Genomic DNA, 21977 nt, shown 5'->3' on the forward strand with positions numbered 1-21977 from the left:
GATATACCCTTTTTTTGCTATCTTTGATAGCTTTGGAGAAGTTAATCGAATAACTTCTCTCTTCTCTGAAAGGAGGTGATCCAACCGCAGGTTCTCCTACGGTTACCTTGTTACGACTTCACCCCAGTCGCTGAATCCACTGTGGAGGGTAGCTATCTTAGCATCCCCGCTTCGAATGAGTTCAACTCCCATGGTGTGACGGGCGGTGAGTACAAGACCCGGGAACGTATTCACCGTAGCATTGCTGATCTACGATTACTAGCGATTCCAACTTCAAGTAGTCGAGTTGCAGACTACTATCCGAACTGGGAGATATTTTTGAGATTTGCTCCACGTCACCGTATCGCTGCTCTTTGTATACCCCATTGTAGCACGTGTGTAGCCCTGGACGTAAGGGCCATGATGACTTGACGTCGTCCTCACCTTCCTCCTGGTTACCCAGGCAGTCTGTTTAGAGTTCTCAGCCGAACTGTTAGCAACTAAACACGAGGGTTGCGCTCGTTGCGGGACTTAACCCAACATCTCACGACACGAGCTGACGACAGCCGTGCAGCACCTGTATATAAGCTTCTGCAAGCAGACACCTTCTAATCTCTTAAAAGTTCTTACTATGTCAAGTCCAGGTAAGGTTCTTCGCGTATCGTCGAATTAAACCACATGCTCCACCGCTTGTGCGGGTCCCCGTCTATTCCTTTGAGTTTTAATCTTGCGACCGTACTCCCCAGGCGGTACACTTAATGTGTTTACTGCATTACTGCAAGGTCTAGCCTCACAACAACTAGTGTACATCGTTTAGGGCGTGGACTACCAGGGTATCTAATCCTGTTTGCTCCCCACGCTTTCGCGTCTCAGCGTCAATAATGTTCCAGTAGATCGCCTTCGCAATCGGTATTCCTTCTGATCTCTACGGATTTTACCCCTACACCAGAAATTCCATCTACCTCTCCCATATTCTAGGTGAACAGTTTTCAAAGCAGTTCTATAGTTGAGCTATAGGATTTCACTTCAAACTTATTCACCCGCCTACACGCTCTTTACGCCCAGTGATTCCGAGTAACGCTTGCGCCCTCCGTATTACCGCGGCTGCTGGCACGGAGTTAGCCGGCGCTTATTCATATAGTACCGTCATTATCTTCCTATATAAAAGGAGTTTACGCACCGAAATGTGTCATCCTCCACGCGGCGTTGCTGCATCAGGGTTTCCCCCATTGTGCAATATTCCCCACTGCTGCCTCCCGTAGGAGTCTGGACCGTGTCTCAGTTCCAGTGTGACTGATCATCCTCTCAAACCAGTTAGGCGTCATTGTCTTGGTGAGCCATTACCTCACCAACTAACTGATACCGTACAGGCCGATCCTAGAGCTATAAATATTTCCCTTGCAGACTTCTGTCTTAAAGGCATATAGAGTCTTAGCAGTCGTTTCCAACTGTTATCCTCTTCTCTAGGGCACATTACCTATATATTACTCACCCGTGCGCCACTTAGCTGACAAACTAGCAAGCTAGTTCCGTTCTCGTTCGACTTGCATGTGTTAAGCACGCCGCCAGCGTTCACTCTGAGCCAGGATCAAACTCTCCATAATTGAAAAATCTGAAACTGACAATTTTTATTAATTGTTACATTAACAAAACTATCACTCAAAATGTTTTTATAATCTTTTGATTGTAAAAAACTTAAATAGACAAGAATTGTTCTTCTTGTTTTTATATCGTTTATTCTATATTCGGTTTATAAAAATTACTTCTTATTAACCTTCGTTTTTAAAGATCTTAATCTCTTTAGAACTTTGTGTCGTTCCTCTGAAATTGGACGGGAATTATAGACAAATTTCTTCCCTTTGTCAAGAAGTTTTCCTAAATATTAACTTAAATTGCTCAATTTGTAATCCTTTTGTCTTTTTTTCTGCTTTTTACTATGCTTTTATTGGGTTTTTATTGTATTTCTGTTTCTCTTATCTTTATATATGATGTCTTATTTTGTATTTCTATTTTTCTCTTATTCATATTTTGATCAATTAATACTAATGTGCAATTATCTATTAGTTTATTTGTATCTTCATTATTGGAAAGATTCGTATATATATTGCCATTATAATCAAAAGATAATTGACCTAAAGAACTAGTATTATTACAAGATATTTCTATATTTTTTATATTATAGTTTTTTGTTAGGAGGGTATATTTACTTAAATCATCTTTTTCAAGACAAGCATTTGAATTATAGATATATTTCTTAGATAATGGATCTCTTAAACTTTCTTCTTTATTTGGATGTCCTAATTTATTTTTATCTGAATACATCACGTAATAAATTCCTCCTATACTTTTTCTACATTTTAAAAACTTTATTGTCCATCTCTTTTTATACCATTTTGACTCATCATGATTTTTTTTTGAATCTGTTAATGCTTTATATCTAAGATATTTTAATTGTATCTCTAATCTATTAGTAACTTCGTTTAGTTTATTTGTACCTATGGTTTTTAATTTAAAAAAAGAGTATGTTATTGATAATAAAACAATAATAAGTATTAACTCTAATAAGGTAAAACTATTTTTTTTCATATATATATAATTTGACTAATTCTTTTCCATAATATGATATGGATATGTTTTGTTTGATATTTTTTGGTTTTTTTCTACTTAGAACTAAATTATCTGTTTTTTCAATACCATAATATTTTAATCTTAATTGTAATGTATAATCTTCTGTTGTAACTTTTGTAATTCCTAATTTTTTTAATTTATTTGCTATTTCTTTAGCAAAGTGGTATTTATATGCAAAATGTTTCTTTTCATTAGGTAAAAAAAGATAAAGAGGTTTGTTAATTACTGTTAATATACAATTTAGTATTAACATTAAAAGAACAATAATACTGCCTATAAAATGTTTTTTTCTAAATATTGGTAGTCTTACTCTATATGAGTGATAAAACATTTTTAACATATAAGGTATAAATATAACTAAATATGGTGCAAAGTCTTCTATATAAACCCTTTGCCTAAAAGAGAATAATAAAGAGATTAGTAAAGCTGTTGAAGAGATATACCAAACTAATGTTTTTTGATTTTTAATTCCTGTCCTATATAAACTATAAATAAAATAAATAAAAACTAAAGGTGAAAATATTGTTGCATAAATAGCAAAAGTATCTAAAAAATAACCTTTTGGTTTTCCGTCTGTTTGAAAACCATAAATATACATTGAAATTGTAAATAAAGCTAATGATATATATATTAGTTTTATATCTTTTTCTTTTAACGAAAAAAAGAATAATGCCAAAAAGAAAATTGCAAAAGAATTATCAATAAAAACCAACAATCCAAGTAACCATATAGGATGTTTTTTATTTTTTTGATATATATAAATATATAATAGTGTAAAAAACAGTACTACAATAGCACTATTAACTAACAAAGAAGCACTTAAAACACCTGGTAGTATCATAAATATCAATATTGATAAAAAATGATCTTTTTTATATTTGAAATAATTTAGAGTTAGTTTATACATTAGAATTACACTTAATGCATAAAATATAATGAAGGGTAATCTCAATGCAATATCATTTTGCCCAAAAATGTAAATAGATGTTTTTGTTATGTAAGTTAAAACTGAACTATTTTCAAATACATTTAGTGCTTCTTTATATGATATACTTAATGTATTTGAAACAAAAATTAATATAACTACTAATAAGGATAGAATAAAATAAAATAAATAGTCATATTTTTTGGAAATCATAATTTATAACTTTAAGAAATTATCCAACATTTCATAACCATATTCACTCATTATTGATTCAGGATGAAATTGTACACCATAAATTTGTTTATTTTTAATTTCTAAAGACATAATCTCATCATCATCTAAACTGATTGATGTAGGTATAATAACACTTGGTATACTATTTTTATCTACTGTTAAAGAGTGATACCTAGTTTGAGTAAACTCTGTTGGAATATCTTTGAAAATTATTGAATCATTTGTAACTTTTATTTTTGATGTTTTTCCATGCATCATATTTTTTGCTTTTATTACTTTTGCTCCAAAAACTTGTGCAATACTTTGATGTCCTAAACAAATACCAAAAATTGGTTTTTTATCAGCAAAATATTTAATTACTTCTAAACATACCCCTGCTTCATTAGGAGTTGCAGGACCAGGTGAAAGAATAATTTTTTCTGGATTTAATTTCTCTATTTCTTCAACTGTCAATTCATCATTTCTTATTACTTTTAAATCTGCTCCCAGTTCTAAACAATACTGAACTATATTATAAGTAAAAGAGTCATAGTTATCAATCATTAATATCATAAATTATTTACCTCTGTTTATATCAAAATTGATATATCTAAAATATTGAGCTTATTATATCAATATAATTGTTTTTTTTAATTAAAGTGTTTAATTTCTAATATGATAATCATTCTTACTATTAAGTAATATAAAAGTTTTTCTTGATTATAATTTCGATAACAATTATCAGTATATAACTAAAAAGGAAAATTATATGTTAAAAAAGTTAGCATTAAGTGCATTAGTATTATCAAGTTCACTATTAGCAAGTTCAGAAGTAAATGTTTATTCTCATAGACACTATGATACAGATAAACAATTATTTAAAATGTTTGAAGAAAAAACAGGAATTAAGGTAAATGTAGTAAAAGCAAAAGCTTCTGCATTAATTAAAAGAATGCAAAGTGAAGGTGCAAAATCACCTGCTGATGTGTTAATTACAGTAGATGCTGGTAGATTATATCAAGCAAAACAAAAAGATTTATTACAATCTATTGATTCAAATTACTTAACTACAAATATTCCAGCAAAATTAAGAGATAAAGATAATAAATGGTTTGCTTTAACTAAAAGATCAAGAGTTGCTGTATATAGAATTGGTTCTGGAATGGAAAATAAACTTTCTACTTATGAAGATTTAGCTGATCCAAAATTCAAGGGTCAAATTATGGTTAGATCATCAAATAATATCTATAATCAATCTTTAATGGCTGCAATGATTGCACATCATGGAGAAGAGAAAGCTTTAGAATGGGCAAAAGGTGTAGTTGCTAATATGGCTAAAGCTCCAAAAGGTAATGATAGATATCAAGTAAAAGCTGTTGCAAATGGTATTGGTTCAGTTGCTATAGCAAACACTTACTACATTGGTAAAATGGTTCATAATAAAGATGCTTCTCAAAGAGAATCAGTAAAAAAAGTTAAAATTTTCTTCCCTACATTTGAAAATGGAGGAACACATATTAATGTTTCGGGTGCAGGTGTAGCTAAATATGCTCCAAATAAAGAAAATGCAATTAAGTTTATTGAATTTATGGCTTCAAAAGATGCACAAGAACTATTTGCAAAAGGAAATTATGAATATCCAGTATTAGCAGGTGTTAAACCTTCTAAGCTTGTTTCATCTTGGGGTCAGTTTAAAGATGATAAAATTTCAATTAACACTTTAGGTGAAAATAATGCGGCTGCTATCAAAGTATTTGATAAAGCAGGATGGAAGTAATAATAATTGATAAGTAATTTCTCAAAATTAAAAATAAGTAGTGTTTTTTTAACACTACTTATTAGTGCGCCAGCAATCATAATATTTATATATATATTTTCAGGTTCCAGTGAAAACTGGCAACATTTAAAAGATACACTGCTTTTTGAATATATTTTTAACACTTTATATATTATGTTTGGTGTTGCAATTCTTACTGGAATAATAGGCTTTGCTACAGCATATTTAACATCTCTTTATACCTTTACATTTTCTAACTTTTTTCATTATGGATTAATCTTACCATTTGCTATTCCTACTTATATTATGGCATTTATATATGGAGGGATGTTTGATATTACTGGAAGTGTAACAACATTCATTTTAGAATTTTTTAATACAACAATTAATGATGTGTATTTCTTAGATATTATGTCAATTGAAGGTGCTATTATAATAATGTCATTAGTATTGTATCCTTACGTTTACTTAATTTGTAAGACATATCTTTCTTTTGAATCAGCCTCAATTATAGATGCAGCTAAAACTTTTAATTTATCATCATGGCAAATTTTAAGAAAAGTAATTCTTCCAGTTTCAAGACCTGCAATAGTTGCAGGAGTAACATTAGCTGTAATGGAAGCTATTGCTGACTTTGGAGTTATGGATTATTTTGGTGTAAGTACTTTTGTTACTGGTATATTTAGAGCATGGTTTGGTATGGGTTCTGTTGAAGATGCAGCAAAACTTGCTAGTATTCTTATGACTTTTGTATTCATTATTATCATACTTGAAAGACTACAAAGAAGAAATAAAGTATATAAAAGTTCAGGTAAAGATTTTAAACCTATTGACAAAACGAAACTTTCAGGTGGAAAAAATATAGCTGCATTTATGGTGTGTTTTGTGCCGTTCTTTTTAGGTTTTTTATTGCCATTTGTTCAATTATGTTATTGGTTTTTACTATCTTATGATGAAATAATCGATGAAGATTTTTTAAACTTACTATATCAAAGTTTAACCCTTGCGGTATCTTCTGCTTTTATTATTACATCATTAGCTTTATTATTTGTTTATAATGTAAGATTGAATACAGATAAAACATCATCAATTTTAACTCAAATAGTAAAATTAGGATACTCTATTCCAGGGGCAGTTGTTGGAGTAGGAATACTTTCATTTTTTGCATTGTTAGACAAATTTGTATTTGATTTATTTTCAGATACATTTATTATTTCAGGAACAATAGTAGCAGTAATTTTTGGTTATTGCGTAAGATTTTTAGCTATTTCTATTAACAGTTTTGAATCTGGATTTTCAAGAATTCCTACATCTTACGATGATGCTGCAAAAATTCTTAATATTGGTGAGAGAAAAACATTTATTAAAATATATGCACCCTTACTTAAGAATACAGCATTCTCAGCATTTATAGTTATATTTATAGAGGTTATAAAAGAGCTACCTCTTACTATGATTCTAAGGCCATTTAATTATGATACATTAGCAGTTAGAGCCTTAGAATTAACACAACAAGCTCAAATAGTAGAATCTTCTGTACCATCAATGTTTATTATTGTAATTGGTATAATATCAGTTATTTTACTAGCAAGAAATATGAATAAGGTATAAAACTATGGTTAGCATAAATAATTTTTCAATTTCATTTAATGAAACAAAAATACTAGAAGATATAAACTTTGAAGTAAAAAAAGGTGAAATTGTAACTTTACTTGGAAAAAGTGGTTGTGGTAAAACTACAATATTAAGAGCAATAGCAGGACTTCAAAAAGAACATGAAGGAGAAATTTGTATAGGTGATACTTGTGTTTCATCAAAAGAAATATATAAAAAAAATAGAGAAGTAGGATACATCTTTCAAGACTATGCACTTTTCCCTCATTTAAACGTTGAAGAAAACATTGCTTTTGCATTAGATAAATTATCTAAAAAAGAGAAAGAAAAAAAAGTTTTAAAACTACTAAACCAATTTGATATTGTAGATCATAGAAAAAAACAAATTCATCAATTATCAGGAGGACAGCAACAAAGAGTAGCAATTGCTAGAGCAATGGCTAATAATCCAAAAATTTTATTATTGGATGAACCTTTTGCTAATCTTGATTCACAATTGAGATATAAAACAAAAATGTGGTTAAAGAATTTAATTAAGAAATATGAATTAAGTGCTATATTAGTTACTCATGATAAAAAAGAAGCTTTAAGTATTTCTGATAAAATTGGTATTATACATGATAAAAAAATGCTTCAATTTGATAGTGCAAAAAACATGTACAATAAGCCTAAAAATTACTATATAGCAAATTTCTTATCTGAAATAAATATTATTCCTGAGGTGATACTAAAGGAAATGAAAATCAACCTTAACAATAATCAAATTGCTATTGTAAATACAAAAAATTGTAAATTAAATACAAAAAAAGATGGATTTAATATTGAAATAATTGATTCTTCATATTATGGTGAAACCTATGAAGTAATCTTTAAATTAAAAGATGATCCACAAAATAATCATTTAAATTCACAGCTTAATAATATAGAAAACATTAAAGAAAAAGATTTCTACCTTAAATTAGATGAGAGTGATATCAAAATTATAGAAAAATAACATTTCTTATAAAAGACTAGGATAATTTAATATCTTTTATGTATAATTCGTGCATGAAAGTTAAAAAAATCATTTTATTATTATTCTTATTTAAAAGTCTTTGTTTTTCTCAAAAAATAGAGACTATAACTTTACAGCTTGACTGGTTGCATCAGTACCAATTTGCAGGATATTATATAGCAAAAGAAAAAGGCTATTATAAACAAAATGGTTTAGATGTAAAAATAAAAGAGTTTAATAATAATATCGATTTAATAGAAGATACATTAAAAGAGCCTGGACATTATGCCATTGGTAAATCCTCATTAATTATTGAAAAACTAAATAAAAAACCAATAACTTTATTACTAGCTATATATCAAAATTCACCTATGGTTTTATTAACAAAAAAAAATTCGGGTATTAACAGTATTGAAGAACTCGCAAATAAAAAAATAATGTTAACTGAAGATGCAAAAGAAATGGCTAATATTATTTCTATGATTAGATCCCAAGGCATTAAAAGTAAAACAATAAATTTTATTCCACACTCTTTTAAATTAGATGATTTAATAGATGGTACAACAGATGCAATGGCATGTTATTTATCAAATGAACCATATTTATTAACAAAGAAAAAAATCAAATACAATATATTTAATCCTGCTGATTATGGGTTTGATTTTTATGGTGGTATACTTTTTACATCTGAAAATGAAATTAAAAATAATTTGACAAGAGTAAAAAACTTTTATGATGCGACTCTTAAAGGATGGAATTATGCCTTTAAAAATATAGAAGAAACTGCAAAGATGATTTATGAAAAATACAACACTCAAAATAAAACTCTCGATTCTTTAATATACGAAGGTAATATTTTAAAAAAACTAGCTAAATATGAAGAAGGATTACTTGGGAATATTGATACAGAAACAATCAATGAAATAAAAAGACTCTATTTACTTCTTGAATTATCTAAAAATACAAAGTTAAATACAGATACTTTTATTTTTGATAAAAATAAGATTTTATTTAATAATTATGAAAAGAACTTTTTAAAGAATAATTCTTTTACTTTAGAAATAAATGACTCAAATATGCCTTTTTCATTTACTCAAAATAACAAGTTTAAAGGATTAGAAGTTGATTTATGGAAAACACTTGCACAAAAACTTAATACTAATTTTAATATAATTGAAGAACCTAAAGATAAAAATATTTTAAAGCACATACAAACAAACGACATAAAATTTAAATTTGTATATCAAAATAAACAAGATTTAAATACAAGTATTCCATTAAATAAAATAAAAGTAGGTATAGCTACAATAAATGATAAAAATTTTATATCAGATTTAATAGTTTTAAAAAATAAAAGAATTGCTGTTATAAAAGATAAACTTCTTTATGAAAAATTAAAAAAAGAATATCCTGAAATCAACTTTTTATATCTTGAAGAAATAAATGAAGGGTTTAAGCTTCTTAAATCAAATGAAATATTTGCTGTTATTGATAATATATTAATGCTATCTCATTCAATTATAAAAAACAATTATAATAACATTAAGATTGCAGGTACTTTACCTTATGATTTAGAAATAAGATTAAAAATCTTAGATAAGAATGTTGAGGCAATAGGTATTTTAAATAAAATTATCAGTAAAATCACAAATGAGGAAAAAAGAAATATTCTTAATAAATATCAACTAATTGTTTATAAAGAAGTAAAAGATTATTCATGGTTTTATAAATATGTAATTCCATTACTTATAATGATTATTTTTTCTATTTATATTATCACAAAAATGAGAAAAGAAATAAAAAAAAGAAAAATTGCAGAAAATACTTTGTTGGATTATGCAAATAAAGATAGTTTAACAAAAATACTAAATAGAAGAAAAATAGAAAAAATCTTATCAAATTTAATTAAAGATGCAAGATTAAACAACTCAACATTTTCAATAATCTTTATTGATATTGATAATTTCAAATCTATAAATGATACTTTAGGACATTTAATAGGAGATAAGATTCTTGTTGATGTTTCTAAAATAATTACTAGTCATATACGTAAGGATGATTTATTTGGGAGATGGGGTGGAGAAGAATTTATAATAATACTTCCTAATACTTCATCTTTTGATGCTAAAAAAAGTGCTTTACATTTAAAAGAGCATATTGAGAAAACAAATTTTGAAATAAATAGAAAAGTAACGGCAAGTTTTGGTATTACAGAATTTATTGAAGGTGATAATAAAAAAGATATAGTTTTAAGAGCAGATAAAGCTATGTATCACGTAAAAAAGAATGGTAAAAATAATATAAAAATTCTTTAAAAGATAGGAGTTTAAACCTACCTTTTAAAGTTGATATTTTTTGATAAATTCATCATCAATATCTAAAATACCTCTTTGTCTTAAAGAAGCTATTACCTCTTTTGAACAATCAACATCATCTGGCCATCTTCTTTTGAAGTTATCAAATGTGTTTTTATTTGTTCCATCTAAACATAATGTATTTGAATCTATATATAAATCCCTATTTGAATCTATATTATTTACAACTCTCCATACTAACATATATGGGTTTTCAACATCATTTTGATTTGCATCATCAATGATAATCAAAATTTTAATATTTTCATATAAAGGTTTTAAAGTTTCAAATACTTCTTTTTGATTTCTCTTTTTATCAACAGTTATTACAGTAACTGGATTTTTTGTATTTGTATAATACTGCTTAAGATTCTTAACCTCATCAGTTAATTCTTTCATCTTTGATAATAATTCAGAGTCTGAAAGAACTGTGATTCCTAATTCATCAATCTCTTCACCAGTACAATCAAGACCTAATTTACCACCAATGGCAAACTTTGGAGAGGAATGATCAAGTGCATCAACTACGCCTTTTGAAACCATTAAATCATCTATATCAACTCTATTTAGTATATGCTCAACTATTGCATCATGGTCTGTTAAATCAGGTGCATTTTCATTTACAAAAATAGCATGTTTTACAAATGACATTTGCCCTACTCCCCAAAATGCATGCATCATCTGAGTTGCATGTCCTGGGTATAGAGTTTTAATTTTTGCCAAAATTAGATTATGAAAAACTCCATTTTCTGGCATATAATAATCTATTAAATCAGGTGCAGTTGTTTTAAGTAAAGGTAAAAATATTCTTTCAGTTGCATGTCCCATATACTTATCTTCTAATGGTGGCTTACCAACTACAGTTGCTAAGTATGTTGGTTCTTTTTTATGAGTAATTGCAGTTACTTCCATAAAAGGATAATCTTCTTCTAAAGTATAATAACCTGTATGATCTCCAAAAGGGCCTTCTATTCTTAATTTTGAAGTATCTACAAAACCTTCTATTATAAAATCATTGTCTCTTGGTACATATATATCATTTGTAATTGATTTTACAAGTTGTGCATTTTTATTTTTCACAAATCCGTATAACATTAATTCAAATATCCCAATTGGTAATGGTGCTTGCCCACACCATATATACATAGGATCTCCACCAATGCCAATAGATACAGGCATTTTTTTTCCAGCTTTTTTATATTCATGGAAGAAGTGATTTGAGTCTTTATGAATTTGCCAATGTAATCCTAAAGTATTATCTTCATATACTTGAAGTCTATACATACCTAAGTTTTTCATTTCACCATCTAATGATGTAGTATACACTTGCCCCATTGTAATAAATGGACCACCATCTTGCTCCCATGTAGTAAGTACTGGCAAGTCTGACAATTTAGCCTCTGAACCTAGTTTTATAACTTGTTGACACTCACCTTTTCCTCTATTTTTCTTAGGAATTGTATTTTTAAGTGCAAATAACTTTCCAAAAGTTGATAGTTTTTCACTAAATGTAGTTGGTGGCTTCATTTTAAGTAATGACTCAATTTCACTACCTATCTTATCTCCATCACCTATAAACAGTTTTACTGCTTTTTCATTACAAAACACATTCATCAATACTGGAATGTCAAATTTTTTGTCATTCTTTTTATCTACAACGTTTGTAAATAATAAAGCTTTAGAGTCTTCTTTTTTTACTTCAATATATGCTATATGAGGTATTTCTAAATAAATATCTAATTCATCATCAATAACTCTTAACAAATCATGTTTTTTTAATAGTTCAATTGCTTCTTTCATAATTTTTCCAAATAACCTTATAATTAGTATAAATCTTATATCATTTTATCAATAAAATATAGTTTATAATAGAGGTTTTATATATGATTTATAATTTTGATGAACAAATAAATAGAAAAAACACAAATTGTGAAAAACATGATGCTTTAGAAAAAGTTTTTGGATATAAAGATTTACAAGCTTTATGGGTTGCTGATATGGATTTTAAAACTCCTTCTTTTATCAATGACAAAATCATAGAAGCAGCTAAAAATTCAGTATATGGATATAGCTTTGCCAGCGATGATTTTTTTAATTCCATTATTAACTGGCAAAAAAATGAGCATAATTGGGAAGTAAAAAAAGATGAAATATTTGTAGTAAATGGAGTTGTTCCTGCTTATAGTGCTTGTATTGAAGCATTTTGTCCTAATAAAGAAGATGAAATAATAGTTCAAACTCCTGTATATCCACCTTTATTTAAATGTGTAAGTGCAAATAATAGGAAAATAGTTGTAAATGAACTAAAAGAAACTAATGGTTACTATACTATGGATTTAGAAGACTTAAAAACTAAAATTACAAAAAATACAAAAGTTTTAACTTTATGTTCTCCACATAATCCAGTTGGTAGAGTTTGGAGCAAAGAGGAATTAGAAGAATTAGCAAATATTTGTCTACAAAATAATATCACAATAATTTCTGATGAAATACACTCAGATATTACTTTTAAGAAGTTTACCCCTCTAGCTTCTATTAGTGAAAAAATAGCAAATATCACTATTACTTTAAATAGTGCAGGTAAAACTTTTAATATCGCAGGTTTAAATACTTCTTATGCTATATCTAAAAACAAAGAACTTTTAAACAAATTTAAAAAAATAGCTCAAAAAAGACAAATAAACTCAGTTAATTTTTTTGGATATATAGCTACTCAAGCTGCTTATGAAAATGGTTCATCTTATGTAAAACAATTAAAAGAATATTTAGTAGAAAATATAGATTTCACAAAAGAATATTTAGAAAAAAGAAATTCAAAAATCAAATTTACTAAACCAGAAGCAACTTATCTTTTATGGTTAGATTTTAGTGAATATAATCTTTCACATAATGAAATTAAAAACAAATTATTAACTCAGTCAAAGGTTGCATTAAATGATGGTGTATCATTTAGTAGCAATGCAAAACAGCACTTTAGATTAAATTTAGCACTTAGAAAAAAGCCTTTACAAGAGGCTTTAGAAAAGATATGTTACTGTTTTTAACACAACTGTGAGATAAAGTATTACCTTTTTTCTCACAATGTATATTATATTTTTACAAAAAGGTAAAAAACTTTATAACTATTTTAAATTACAGTACAATCTTTAAATAATATTAAGAGATAGGATTTAATATGTCAACAGAACTTGTTCTTGCATCTGTAATTTTTGTCGCTATTGGTCTCATTCTTGTAGGAGTATTTACCCTTACAAGTTTTATAGGACCAAGAAATAAAAATACGCAAATGAAAAATACTGTTTACGAAAGTGGTGTATCTAACCCCGTGGGGAATACAAACATTAGATTTTCTGTTAAATTCTATTTAATAGCTATATCATTTTTACTATTTGATGTAGAAATAATTTTTATGTTTCCATGGGCAGTAAATGTTGCTGAACTTGGTGCTACAGGCTTAATTAAAATGTTTATATTTATTGGACTTTTATTTTTAGGTTTAATCTATATGTATAAGAAAAAGGCTTTATCATGGGATTAGGAGTAGAATCAAAATTAGGTGATTCAATCGTAACTACAAAATTGGATCATGCTGTAAACTGGGGACGTTCTTATTCATTATGGCCTATGGCTTTTGGTACTGCTTGTTGTGGTATTGAATTTATGTCAGTAGCTGGTGCAAAATACGATCTTTCAAGATTTGGTGCAGAAGTTGTTAGATTTTCACCAAGACAAGCTGACTTACTTATAGTAGCAGGAACTATTTCATACAAACAAGCTCCCATTTTAAAAAAAATATATGAACAAATGTGTGAACCTAAATGGGTTATTTCTATGGGGGCATGTGCATGTTCTGGTGGTTTTTATGATAACTATACAACAGTTCAAGGAATTGATGAAATTATTCCTGTTGATGAGTATGTAGCTGGTTGTCCTCCAAGACCAGAAGCTGTACTTGACTCAATTATGAGAATTCAAGAAAAAGCAAATGATGAATCTATTTTAAAAGATAGAGTCAAAGATTATAAAGGATTCCTCGATGCTTAAATGTGATATGTTAATTGACTCAAATGATATTTTATCAACAATTTCAAAACTTAAAAATGAAGATAAATATACTATACTTTTAGATATAACAGCTATTGACTATTTAAAATATCCTGATGTGACACCATCAAGATTTGCAGTAGTTTATATTTTAAGAGACTCAACTTTTAAAAAACAAATAAGCATAAAATCTTATGTAAACGACAATATGCTCGAAGTTCCAAGTATTTCATCTTTATTCAAAGCTGCAAACTGGGCTGAAAGAGAAACTTATGATCAATATGGTATTAAGTTTACAGATCATCCAAATCTAAAAAGAATTTTAAACCACCATCAATTTACAGGTCATCCTCTAAGAAAAGACTATCCCGTTACAAAAGGTCAAATCTGTACAGAAACAGAAGATTTAATGGATGAGATGTTACCAAAACTCCATTCTAAAGGCTATACTCAAGAAGAAATAAATGATTTAATGTTATTAAATATTGGACCTTCACACCCTGCTTCTCATGGTACGATCAGAAACTTTGTAGCAATGGAAGGTGAAACTATCACAACTTGTGTAACTGAAATTGGCTACTTACATAGAGGTTTTGAAAAATCTTGTGAAACACATACTTATTCACAAGTTATTCCTTATACTGATAGACTTAACTACTGTAGTGCTATTTTAAATAATATTGGTTTCTCAAAAGCTGTAGAAGAAATGCTAAACATTGATATAACGCCTAGAGCAAAAGCTATTAGAGTTGTTATTGGAGAATTGAGTAGAATTATTGATCACTTAGTTTGTAATGCTGCTAATATGGTTGATTTAGGTGGTCTAACAAACTTCTGGTATTTATTTGCACCAAGAGATAATGCCTATGATTTACTTTCAAAACTTACAGGGGCTAGACTTACAAACTCTTACACAAGAATCGGTGGTTTAGAGTTTGATTTATATGATGGCTTTGATGAAGATTTAGAACAAGTTCTTAAAAATGTAGAAACTGCAATAGATGATGCTTTAAGTTTAATAGCAAAAAATAGAATTTTTCATGACAGAACACAAGATGTTGGTGTTATAAAACCAGAACTTGCATTAAGTGCAGGAGTTTCAGGTCCGAATTTAAGATCAACTGGAATAGTTCATGACTTAAGAAAAGATAAGCCTTATTATGGTTATGAAAACTATGACTTTGATATAGTAGTAGGAAGTCATGGAGATGTATACGATAGAATGATGTGTAGATTTGAGGAAATGACTCAAAGTATAAGAATAATTAGACAAGCAATGAAAGAATTACCTGATGGTCCATTAAATATTGATCATCAAGGAATTGTACTTCCTGATAAAAAAGATGTTTATGGAAATATCGAAGGCTTAATGAATCAGTTTAAACTTACATTTGAAGGAGTAAAAGTTCCAAAAGGTGAGTATTATGGTTCAACAGAAGCAGCTAATGGAGAATTAGGTTTCTTTATAGTTAGCGATGGAAGTGGAAGTGCTTATAAAGTAAAATGTAGACCTCCATGTTTTTACTCACTAGGTGCTTATGCAAATATAGTTGAAGGAACAATGTTGGCTGATGCAATTGTTACAATGGCTAGTATGAACTTTATTGCAGGGGAGTTTGACAGATAATGAGTAAGTTTAAATTTACACAGAAAAATGAAGAAGAATTTCAAAGATTAGAAAAAAAATACCCTAATTCAGATGCAATGATGCTTCCTGGACTTTGGTTAGTTCAAGAACAAGAAGGTTGGGTAAGTCCTGATGCAATGATTTATATGGCAGATAGGTTAGGTAAAACACCTATTGAAGTACATAGTTTTGCAACTTTTTATACTATGTTTAATTTAAAACCAATTGGTACTTACCATATAGAACTATGTAAAACTTTATCTTGTATGATTATGGGTGCACCTGAACTTAAAAAATTTATAAAAGATACTATTGGTATTGAACCAGGACAAACAAGTGAGGATGGAAAATTCCATTTTACAGAAGTAGAATGTCAAGGTGCTTGTGGTGGAGCACCTATGATTGCTTTAAATAATACATATCATGAAAATATGACAATTGATAAATTAAAAAATATTATTGAGGAGTGTAAAAATGAGTGCTAATGATATGATAGTAAAAATCGTAAGTAAAAATTTTGACATTCCCAATTCTCACAAATTAGAAGTTGCACTAAAGCATGGAAGATATGAATCTATTGATAAACTATTTTCGATGGCTCCTGATGAAGTGACTGAAGAAGTTTGTAAAAGTGGTCTTAGAGGGAAAGGTGGTGGTGGAGCACTATGTGGTCCAAAATGGAAGCTTATGCCACCTGTTGATGATAGACCAAGATATTTAATAGCAAATGGAGATGAATCTGAACCAGGAACTTTCAAAGATAGACAAATTTTTCAATATGATCCTCATCTTCTAATAGAAGGAATAATTTGTTCTTCTTATGCAATTGGAGCTCATGATTGTTATATTTATATAAGAGGTGAATATAAATTTTTCATTGATAGATTAAATGCTGCCATTGAAGAAGCCTATGCAGCAGGTATTATTGGTCCTAAAGTTATGAATAAATATGACTATAGAATGGATATTACAGTTCATAGAGGTGGTGGTGCTTATATATGTGGAGAAAAATCTGCACTAATTGAGTCAATTGAAGGAAAACGTGGTCATCCAAGACTAAAACCACATGGAAAAGAGTGTGAATGGTTCTTTGGAAACCCTGCAACTGTAAACAATGTAGAAACAATTGCATCTGTTCCAAATATTGTGCTAAATGGTTATGAATCATATACAAAATATGGGACTCAAAAAGCACCAGGAACTATGTTATTTGCCATGAGTGGACCAGTGAAAAATCCAGGAGTTTATGAATTAGCTTACGGAAATAAAATGATAGATGTAATAAATAAGATAGGAGGAGGACTTAAAGATGGATTAGAGCTAAAAGCTGTAATTCCAGGAGGAGCTTCATGTCCTATCTTAACTGCACAGGAGGTTGAGGAGGCATATTTAGATTATGAATCAATGTGGGATATTGGTTCAACTTTAGGTACAGGAGGAATGATGATTATTCCCCATGGTGTATCTATGGTTGATGTTGCTAAAAACTTAATTGAGTTTTATCATCATGAGTCTTGTGGACAATGTACACCTTGTAGAGAAGGTTGTGGATGGATAGATAAAATTATCAAAAAGATTTTAGATGGTGAAGGTTCGAACGAAGATTTATCAACAATACTTGATGTGTGTGATACGATGAATGGTAAAACCATTTGTGTTTTTGCACCAGCAGTTAAAGATATAATAAAAAGTATTGTTGAGAAATTCAGACATGAGTTTGAAGCACATTTTAAAAATTAAAACTAAAAATATTAAGTCAATTTACTAGAGGAGAAATTAATGGCAAAAAATACTATGACACTAACTGATAATAGAAATGGTGATACATACGAATATAATATTATAGATGGTACAAGAGGACCAAGTGTTGTTGATATTTCAACTTTTTATAAAGATTCAGGGATGTTTACTTATGACCCAGGATATACTTCAACTGCATCTTGTGAATCAAAAATCACATTTATTGATGGTGAAAATTCTGAATTAAGATATAGAGGTTACCCTATTCAAGATTTAGCTGGTAAAAAATCATATCTTGATGTATGTCACTTATTAATGATGGGAAGACTACCATCAGAAGCTGAATCAAAAGATTTCGATTTAGAAATTAGACATAGATCTTTCTTAAATGAAGGTATTATTAGATTATTTGATGCCCTACCAGATGGAGCACATCCAATGGCAACTATGGGTGCAGCAACTATGGCATTATCAGCATTTTATAAAGATCATTTACATTTAGAAGATGAAGAAGAATTCAAAACTATGAGAAGAAGAATTTTAGCTAAAATGCCTACTATTGCAGCTATGGCTTATAGAAATTCTATTGGTACACCACTAATTTATCCAGATGTAAATAAATACTTTACAGAAAACTTCTTATATATGTTAAGAGCATATCCAGGTGGAAATATGAAGTATTTAGGAAATGGGATTAATGATGAAATTAAACAAGTTGAAGTTGATGCTTTAGATGCTATTTTAACTTTACATGCTGATCATGAACAAAATGCTTCTACAACTACAGTTAGAAATGTTGGTTCAACAGAAGCTCACCCTTATGTATCTATTGCATCGGGTATCTCTGCATTATGGGGTTCTGCTCATGGTGGTGCAAATGAAAAAGTAATGGATCAATTAAGATTAATTGGGGATGTTAAAAATGTACCTACTTATATCGCAAAAGCAAAAGATAGAAATGACCCATTTAGATTAATGGGATTCGGACATAGAGTTTACAAAAATAGAGATCCTAGAGCTGAAACATTAAAAGGGCTACAAGATAAATTAAGAGAAGAGTTAAATTTAGATTCAAAATTATTAGATGTAGCAGCAGCAGTTGAAGAAGCAGCATTAAGTGATGATTACTTTAAAGATAGAGGATTATATCCAAATATTGACTTCTACTCAGGTGTAATTTTAACAGCTCTTAAAATTCCAACTGCTATGTTTACTCCTATTTTTGTAATTGGTAGAATTCCAGGATGGATTTCTCAATGGTCAGAATTAAAACAAGATCCTAAACATAAAATTGCAAGACCAAGACAATTATATACAGGTAATTAATAGTTATAACTATAAAATAAAATTAGTGTAAGGGGATAATACTTATGAGTGAAATGGTAGAGATTACAGTCAATGGTGCCCAAATGCAAGCTTCAAAGGGAAGCTTGCTAATTGATAAATTATTGGATGAGAATATTCACATTCCTCATTTTTGTTATCACCAAGCCCTTGGTAAAGATGGTAACTGTAGGATGTGTATGGTTGAAATAGAAGGTCAAAAAAGACCTCAAATTGCCTGTGACACGCCTATAAAAGATGGAATGGTTATAAGAACTAAAGGTGAGAATATTGAAAAAGTAAGACGTGATATTCTTGAACTTGAACTTATAAATCATCCTATTGATTGTCCTACTTGTGATCAAGCAGGAGAATGTAAACTTCAAGATTACTACATGGAATCAGGATTCTATGAGTCAAGAATTAATGTAGATGCAAAAAATCAACATAGAAAAAGAGTTGATATTGGCTCAAATGTAATGCTTGATGAAGAAAGATGTGTACTTTGTACAAGATGTGTAAGATTCTGTAAAGATATTACTAAAACAGGTGAGTTAGGAGTAATAGATAGATCAGATCACTCTACAATTGGAATATTTCCAGGCCGTCCACTAGCAAATCCTTATGCTATGAATGTTGTTGACTTATGTCCTGTTGGAGCTTTGACTTCAAAAGATTTTAGATTTAAACAACGTGTATGGTTTTTACAAACTTTCAATGCAATTTGTAATGGTTGTTCTAAAGGATGTAATATTTATGTGGATCATAGAAAAGAAAAATATGAAGATGATAAAATCTATAGATTTAGACCTAGAGTAAATAAAGCTGTAAATGGTTGGTTTATTTGTGATGAAGGAAGACTTTCATATAAGCAAGAAAATCAAAATAGATTTGAAACACCTCTTCTAAATAAAGAGCAAACAAATCTAAGTAATACAATTACAAATTTATTTAAAGAGTTATCAACTTCAAAAAACACTCTTTTTGTATTAAGTCCAAATCTTTCTTATGAAGAAATGACAAATATAAATAATTTAGCTTCAAAAATAAATGCAAAAGTATCAGGATATAGTCCTAATACAATTGATGAAGAATTTAAGGATGATTATTTAAAAACAGCAGATAGAACTGCAAATAGAGCATCTTTTAAAGAACTATCAATTAATGAAGAAAAAGAGTTCTTTGAAACATCATTAAATGAAGCAAGTTTAGTTGTGATTATAGATAGTAACTATTTTGAAAATAAAAAAGAATTACTTGCTGATAAAAAAGTAGTTTCTTTATTTAGTCATCATTGTTTAACTATCAGTTATTCTAATATAGCTATTCCAATTAGTTCATTCTATGAAAAAAGTGGAACTTATATAAACTGTGATGGGGTTAAACAAAAAGTTATTTCAGAAATGGATAAAAACAATCCAATGGAAACTGTAACTTCAATAATTGAACACTTAAAAGAAATGATATCAAAAGGAAAGCTATGAGTTCTACAGCTATAACAATAATAAATATATCAATAGCTTCACTTCTTGCAGTTGGACTAACTCCTCTTTTTGTATGGTGGGAAAGAAGAGTGTCAGGACTAATGCAAGATAGGACAGGTCCAAATAGATGTAATATAGGACCCTTTAGACTTGGGGGATTAATTCAAAGTTTTGCAGATATGCTAAAACTTGTTTTTAAAGAAGACTTTACTCCATCACATATCAAATATAAATTTTTCTTTTCAATCGCTCCTGCTATTGTATTTTTATGTTCTTTTTTAACATTCGCAACTATCCCTTTTGCTGATGTTTTAATAATAGATGGAAAATCACATATAATGTCTGCTATTCCAAATGAACTAGGTATAATGTGGTTCTTGGCTTTTGCAGGTCTTTCAATTTATGGGATTATATTAGGTGGTTATGCCTCACAAAATAAATATGGTCTTTTAGGTTCTATTAGAGCAAGTGCTCAAGTTATTTCCTATGAAGTAGCACTTACTTTAGCTGTAGTATCAATGGTTATTTCTTATGGTTCTATTCATTTAACTGATATCGTAAATGCACAAGCTGGTACATTTTTTGGGGTTATCCCAATGTGGGGTATTTTTATTCAACCTTTAGCTGCAATTATTTTTATAGTATGTGCTTTTGCTGAAACAAATAGAGCTCCTTTTGATATAGCCGAGGGAGAATCTGAAATTGTTGCAGGTTATCACACAGAATATTCAGCTATGAAATTTGGACTTTTTCAAGTTGGTGAATATGCTGCGATGTCTGCTTCATCTGCAATTATTGTTACTTTATTCTTTGGTGGATATCAAATTCCATGGTTAGACACACAAACTATTCATAGTAATATAAACTATGTGATAGTAGCTATCATGATTCTATTACCAATTAAGATTTTCATTTTTACTAAGTGGATGAAAAAGAACAATAAAACAGTTGGATTAGGAGACAAATCAAGAGAAAAAGAAACAAAAATATTAACTATTTCATTTTGGTCTATTTGTTTTATTATACTTGCTCTATTAGCATTATTTTTAATCACTGGCTTAGGTTCAAATGGAATAAATATTGTAACAGCTGTATTACAAATAGGAACTTTTTTAGTTAAATTTTTCTTAGTTGCCTTTTTATATATTTGGGTTAGATGGACAGTTTTAAGATTTAGATATGACCAATTACAAATGCTTGGATGGAAAGTATTAATTCCTCTCGCACTTTTAAATGTAATTGTAACTGCAACTTTTATAGTACTAGGAAGTTAAA

At 29.0% G+C, this 21977-nt stretch carries 17 protein-coding genes and 1 rRNA gene; 13 read left to right on the forward strand and 5 right to left on the reverse strand.

All coding sequences use genetic code 11. From position 1 onward, the window contains the following. Positions 1-68 precede the first annotated feature (68 nt). The 4 genes from ACH5BH_RS13785 to ACH5BH_RS13800 all read right to left on the reverse strand — a co-directional run bounded on the left by ACH5BH_RS13785 (position 69) and on the right by ACH5BH_RS13800 (position 4318). Positions 69-1583, reverse strand: a 16S ribosomal RNA gene (locus ACH5BH_RS13785). Positions 1584-1932: 349 nt separating this feature from the next. Beyond that, entirely contained in the window at positions 1933-2565 is a 633-nt protein-coding gene (locus ACH5BH_RS13790; protein WP_423298754.1) for a type II secretion system protein, read from the reverse strand. Next, the gene (locus tag ACH5BH_RS13795; protein WP_423298755.1) at positions 2552-3745 is read right to left on the reverse strand and encodes an ArnT family glycosyltransferase; all 1194 of its coding nucleotides are present in this window, start codon (positions 3743-3745) and stop codon (positions 2552-2554) included. The genes ACH5BH_RS13790 and ACH5BH_RS13795 overlap by 14 nt, the downstream gene beginning before the upstream one ends. Before the next feature lie 3 nt (positions 3746-3748). Next, positions 3749-4318, reverse strand: a complete 570-nt coding sequence (locus ACH5BH_RS13800) for an anthranilate synthase component II (protein ID WP_404308414.1) — start codon at positions 4316-4318, stop codon at positions 3749-3751. 196 nt (positions 4319-4514) lie between these two features. Here ACH5BH_RS13800 and ACH5BH_RS13805 point away from each other — a divergent pair, with 196 nt between their 5' ends. From ACH5BH_RS13805 to ACH5BH_RS13820, 4 genes are read left to right on the forward strand one after another with little or no spacing between them, the layout of a single operon-like run. Further along, positions 4515-5522, forward strand: coding sequence for a Fe(3+) ABC transporter substrate-binding protein (locus ACH5BH_RS13805; protein ID WP_404308412.1), 1008 nt, complete (start codon positions 4515-4517; stop codon positions 5520-5522). 6 nt (positions 5523-5528) lie between these two features. Next, entirely contained in the window at positions 5529-7133 is a 1605-nt protein-coding gene (locus tag ACH5BH_RS13810) for an ABC transporter permease (RefSeq protein ID WP_423298756.1), read from the forward strand. A 4-nt stretch (positions 7134-7137) separates the two neighbouring features. Then, the gene (locus ACH5BH_RS13815; RefSeq protein WP_423298757.1) at positions 7138-8130 is read left to right on the forward strand and encodes an ABC transporter ATP-binding protein; all 993 of its coding nucleotides are present in this window, start codon (positions 7138-7140) and stop codon (positions 8128-8130) included. Between the two features lie 53 nt (positions 8131-8183). Then, positions 8184-10445, forward strand: a complete 2262-nt coding sequence (locus ACH5BH_RS13820) for a transporter substrate-binding domain-containing diguanylate cyclase (RefSeq protein ID WP_423298758.1) — start codon at positions 8184-8186, stop codon at positions 10443-10445. A gap of 24 nt (positions 10446-10469) precedes the next feature. On the opposite strand, the gene ACH5BH_RS13825 is transcribed toward ACH5BH_RS13820, so the two are convergent. Beyond that, positions 10470-12284: a menaquinone biosynthesis decarboxylase gene (locus ACH5BH_RS13825; RefSeq protein WP_423298759.1), complete on the reverse strand. Its 1815-nt coding sequence runs from the start codon at positions 12282-12284 to the stop codon at positions 10470-10472. 83 nt (positions 12285-12367) lie between these two features. Between ACH5BH_RS13825 and ACH5BH_RS13830 the strand changes: the two genes are divergently transcribed. From ACH5BH_RS13830 to ACH5BH_RS13870, 9 genes are all read left to right on the forward strand, one after another. Beyond that, positions 12368-13528 (forward strand): MalY/PatB family protein, encoded by a 1161-nt coding sequence (locus ACH5BH_RS13830; RefSeq protein WP_423298760.1) that lies wholly within the window; start codon positions 12368-12370, stop codon positions 13526-13528. Positions 13529-13659: 131 nt separating this feature from the next. Then, positions 13660-14022: an NADH-quinone oxidoreductase subunit A gene (locus ACH5BH_RS13835; RefSeq protein WP_404308401.1), complete on the forward strand. Its 363-nt coding sequence runs from the start codon at positions 13660-13662 to the stop codon at positions 14020-14022. Continuing rightward, a complete protein-coding gene (locus ACH5BH_RS13840; RefSeq protein WP_404308399.1) occupies positions 14013-14528 on the forward strand; it encodes an NADH-quinone oxidoreductase subunit B in 516 nt (171 codons plus the stop codon). Before ACH5BH_RS13835 ends, ACH5BH_RS13840 begins: the two co-directional genes overlap by 10 nt. Next, a complete protein-coding gene (locus ACH5BH_RS13845) occupies positions 14521-16155 on the forward strand; it encodes an NADH-quinone oxidoreductase subunit D (protein WP_423298761.1) in 1635 nt (544 codons plus the stop codon). Before ACH5BH_RS13840 ends, ACH5BH_RS13845 begins: the two co-directional genes overlap by 8 nt. Further along, positions 16155-16640, forward strand: a complete 486-nt coding sequence (locus ACH5BH_RS13850) for an NADH-quinone oxidoreductase subunit NuoE family protein (RefSeq protein WP_423298762.1) — start codon at positions 16155-16157, stop codon at positions 16638-16640. The genes ACH5BH_RS13845 and ACH5BH_RS13850 overlap by 1 nt, the downstream gene beginning before the upstream one ends. A 4-nt stretch (positions 16641-16644) precedes the next feature. Beyond that, a complete protein-coding gene (gene nuoF, locus ACH5BH_RS13855; protein WP_423298773.1) occupies positions 16645-17895 on the forward strand; it encodes an NADH-quinone oxidoreductase subunit NuoF in 1251 nt (416 codons plus the stop codon). Positions 17896-17934: 39 nt separating this feature from the next. After that, positions 17935-19221, forward strand: a complete 1287-nt coding sequence (locus ACH5BH_RS13860; RefSeq protein ID WP_404308393.1) for a citrate synthase — start codon at positions 17935-17937, stop codon at positions 19219-19221. 44 nt (positions 19222-19265) lie between these two features. Next, a complete protein-coding gene (locus ACH5BH_RS13865; RefSeq protein WP_423298763.1) occupies positions 19266-20702 on the forward strand; it encodes an NADH-quinone oxidoreductase subunit G in 1437 nt (478 codons plus the stop codon). After that, complete coding sequence (locus tag ACH5BH_RS13870) at positions 20699-21976, forward strand: complex I subunit 1/NuoH family protein (protein ID WP_423298764.1); 1278 nt, start codon at positions 20699-20701, stop codon at positions 21974-21976. Before ACH5BH_RS13865 ends, ACH5BH_RS13870 begins: the two co-directional genes overlap by 4 nt. The last annotated feature ends 1 nt before the right edge of the window (position 21977 follow it).

The sequence above is a fragment of the Arcobacter rhizosphaerae genome (genome assembly GCF_049472155.1).
GTDB lineage: Bacteria > Campylobacterota > Campylobacteria > Campylobacterales > Arcobacteraceae > Arcobacter_B.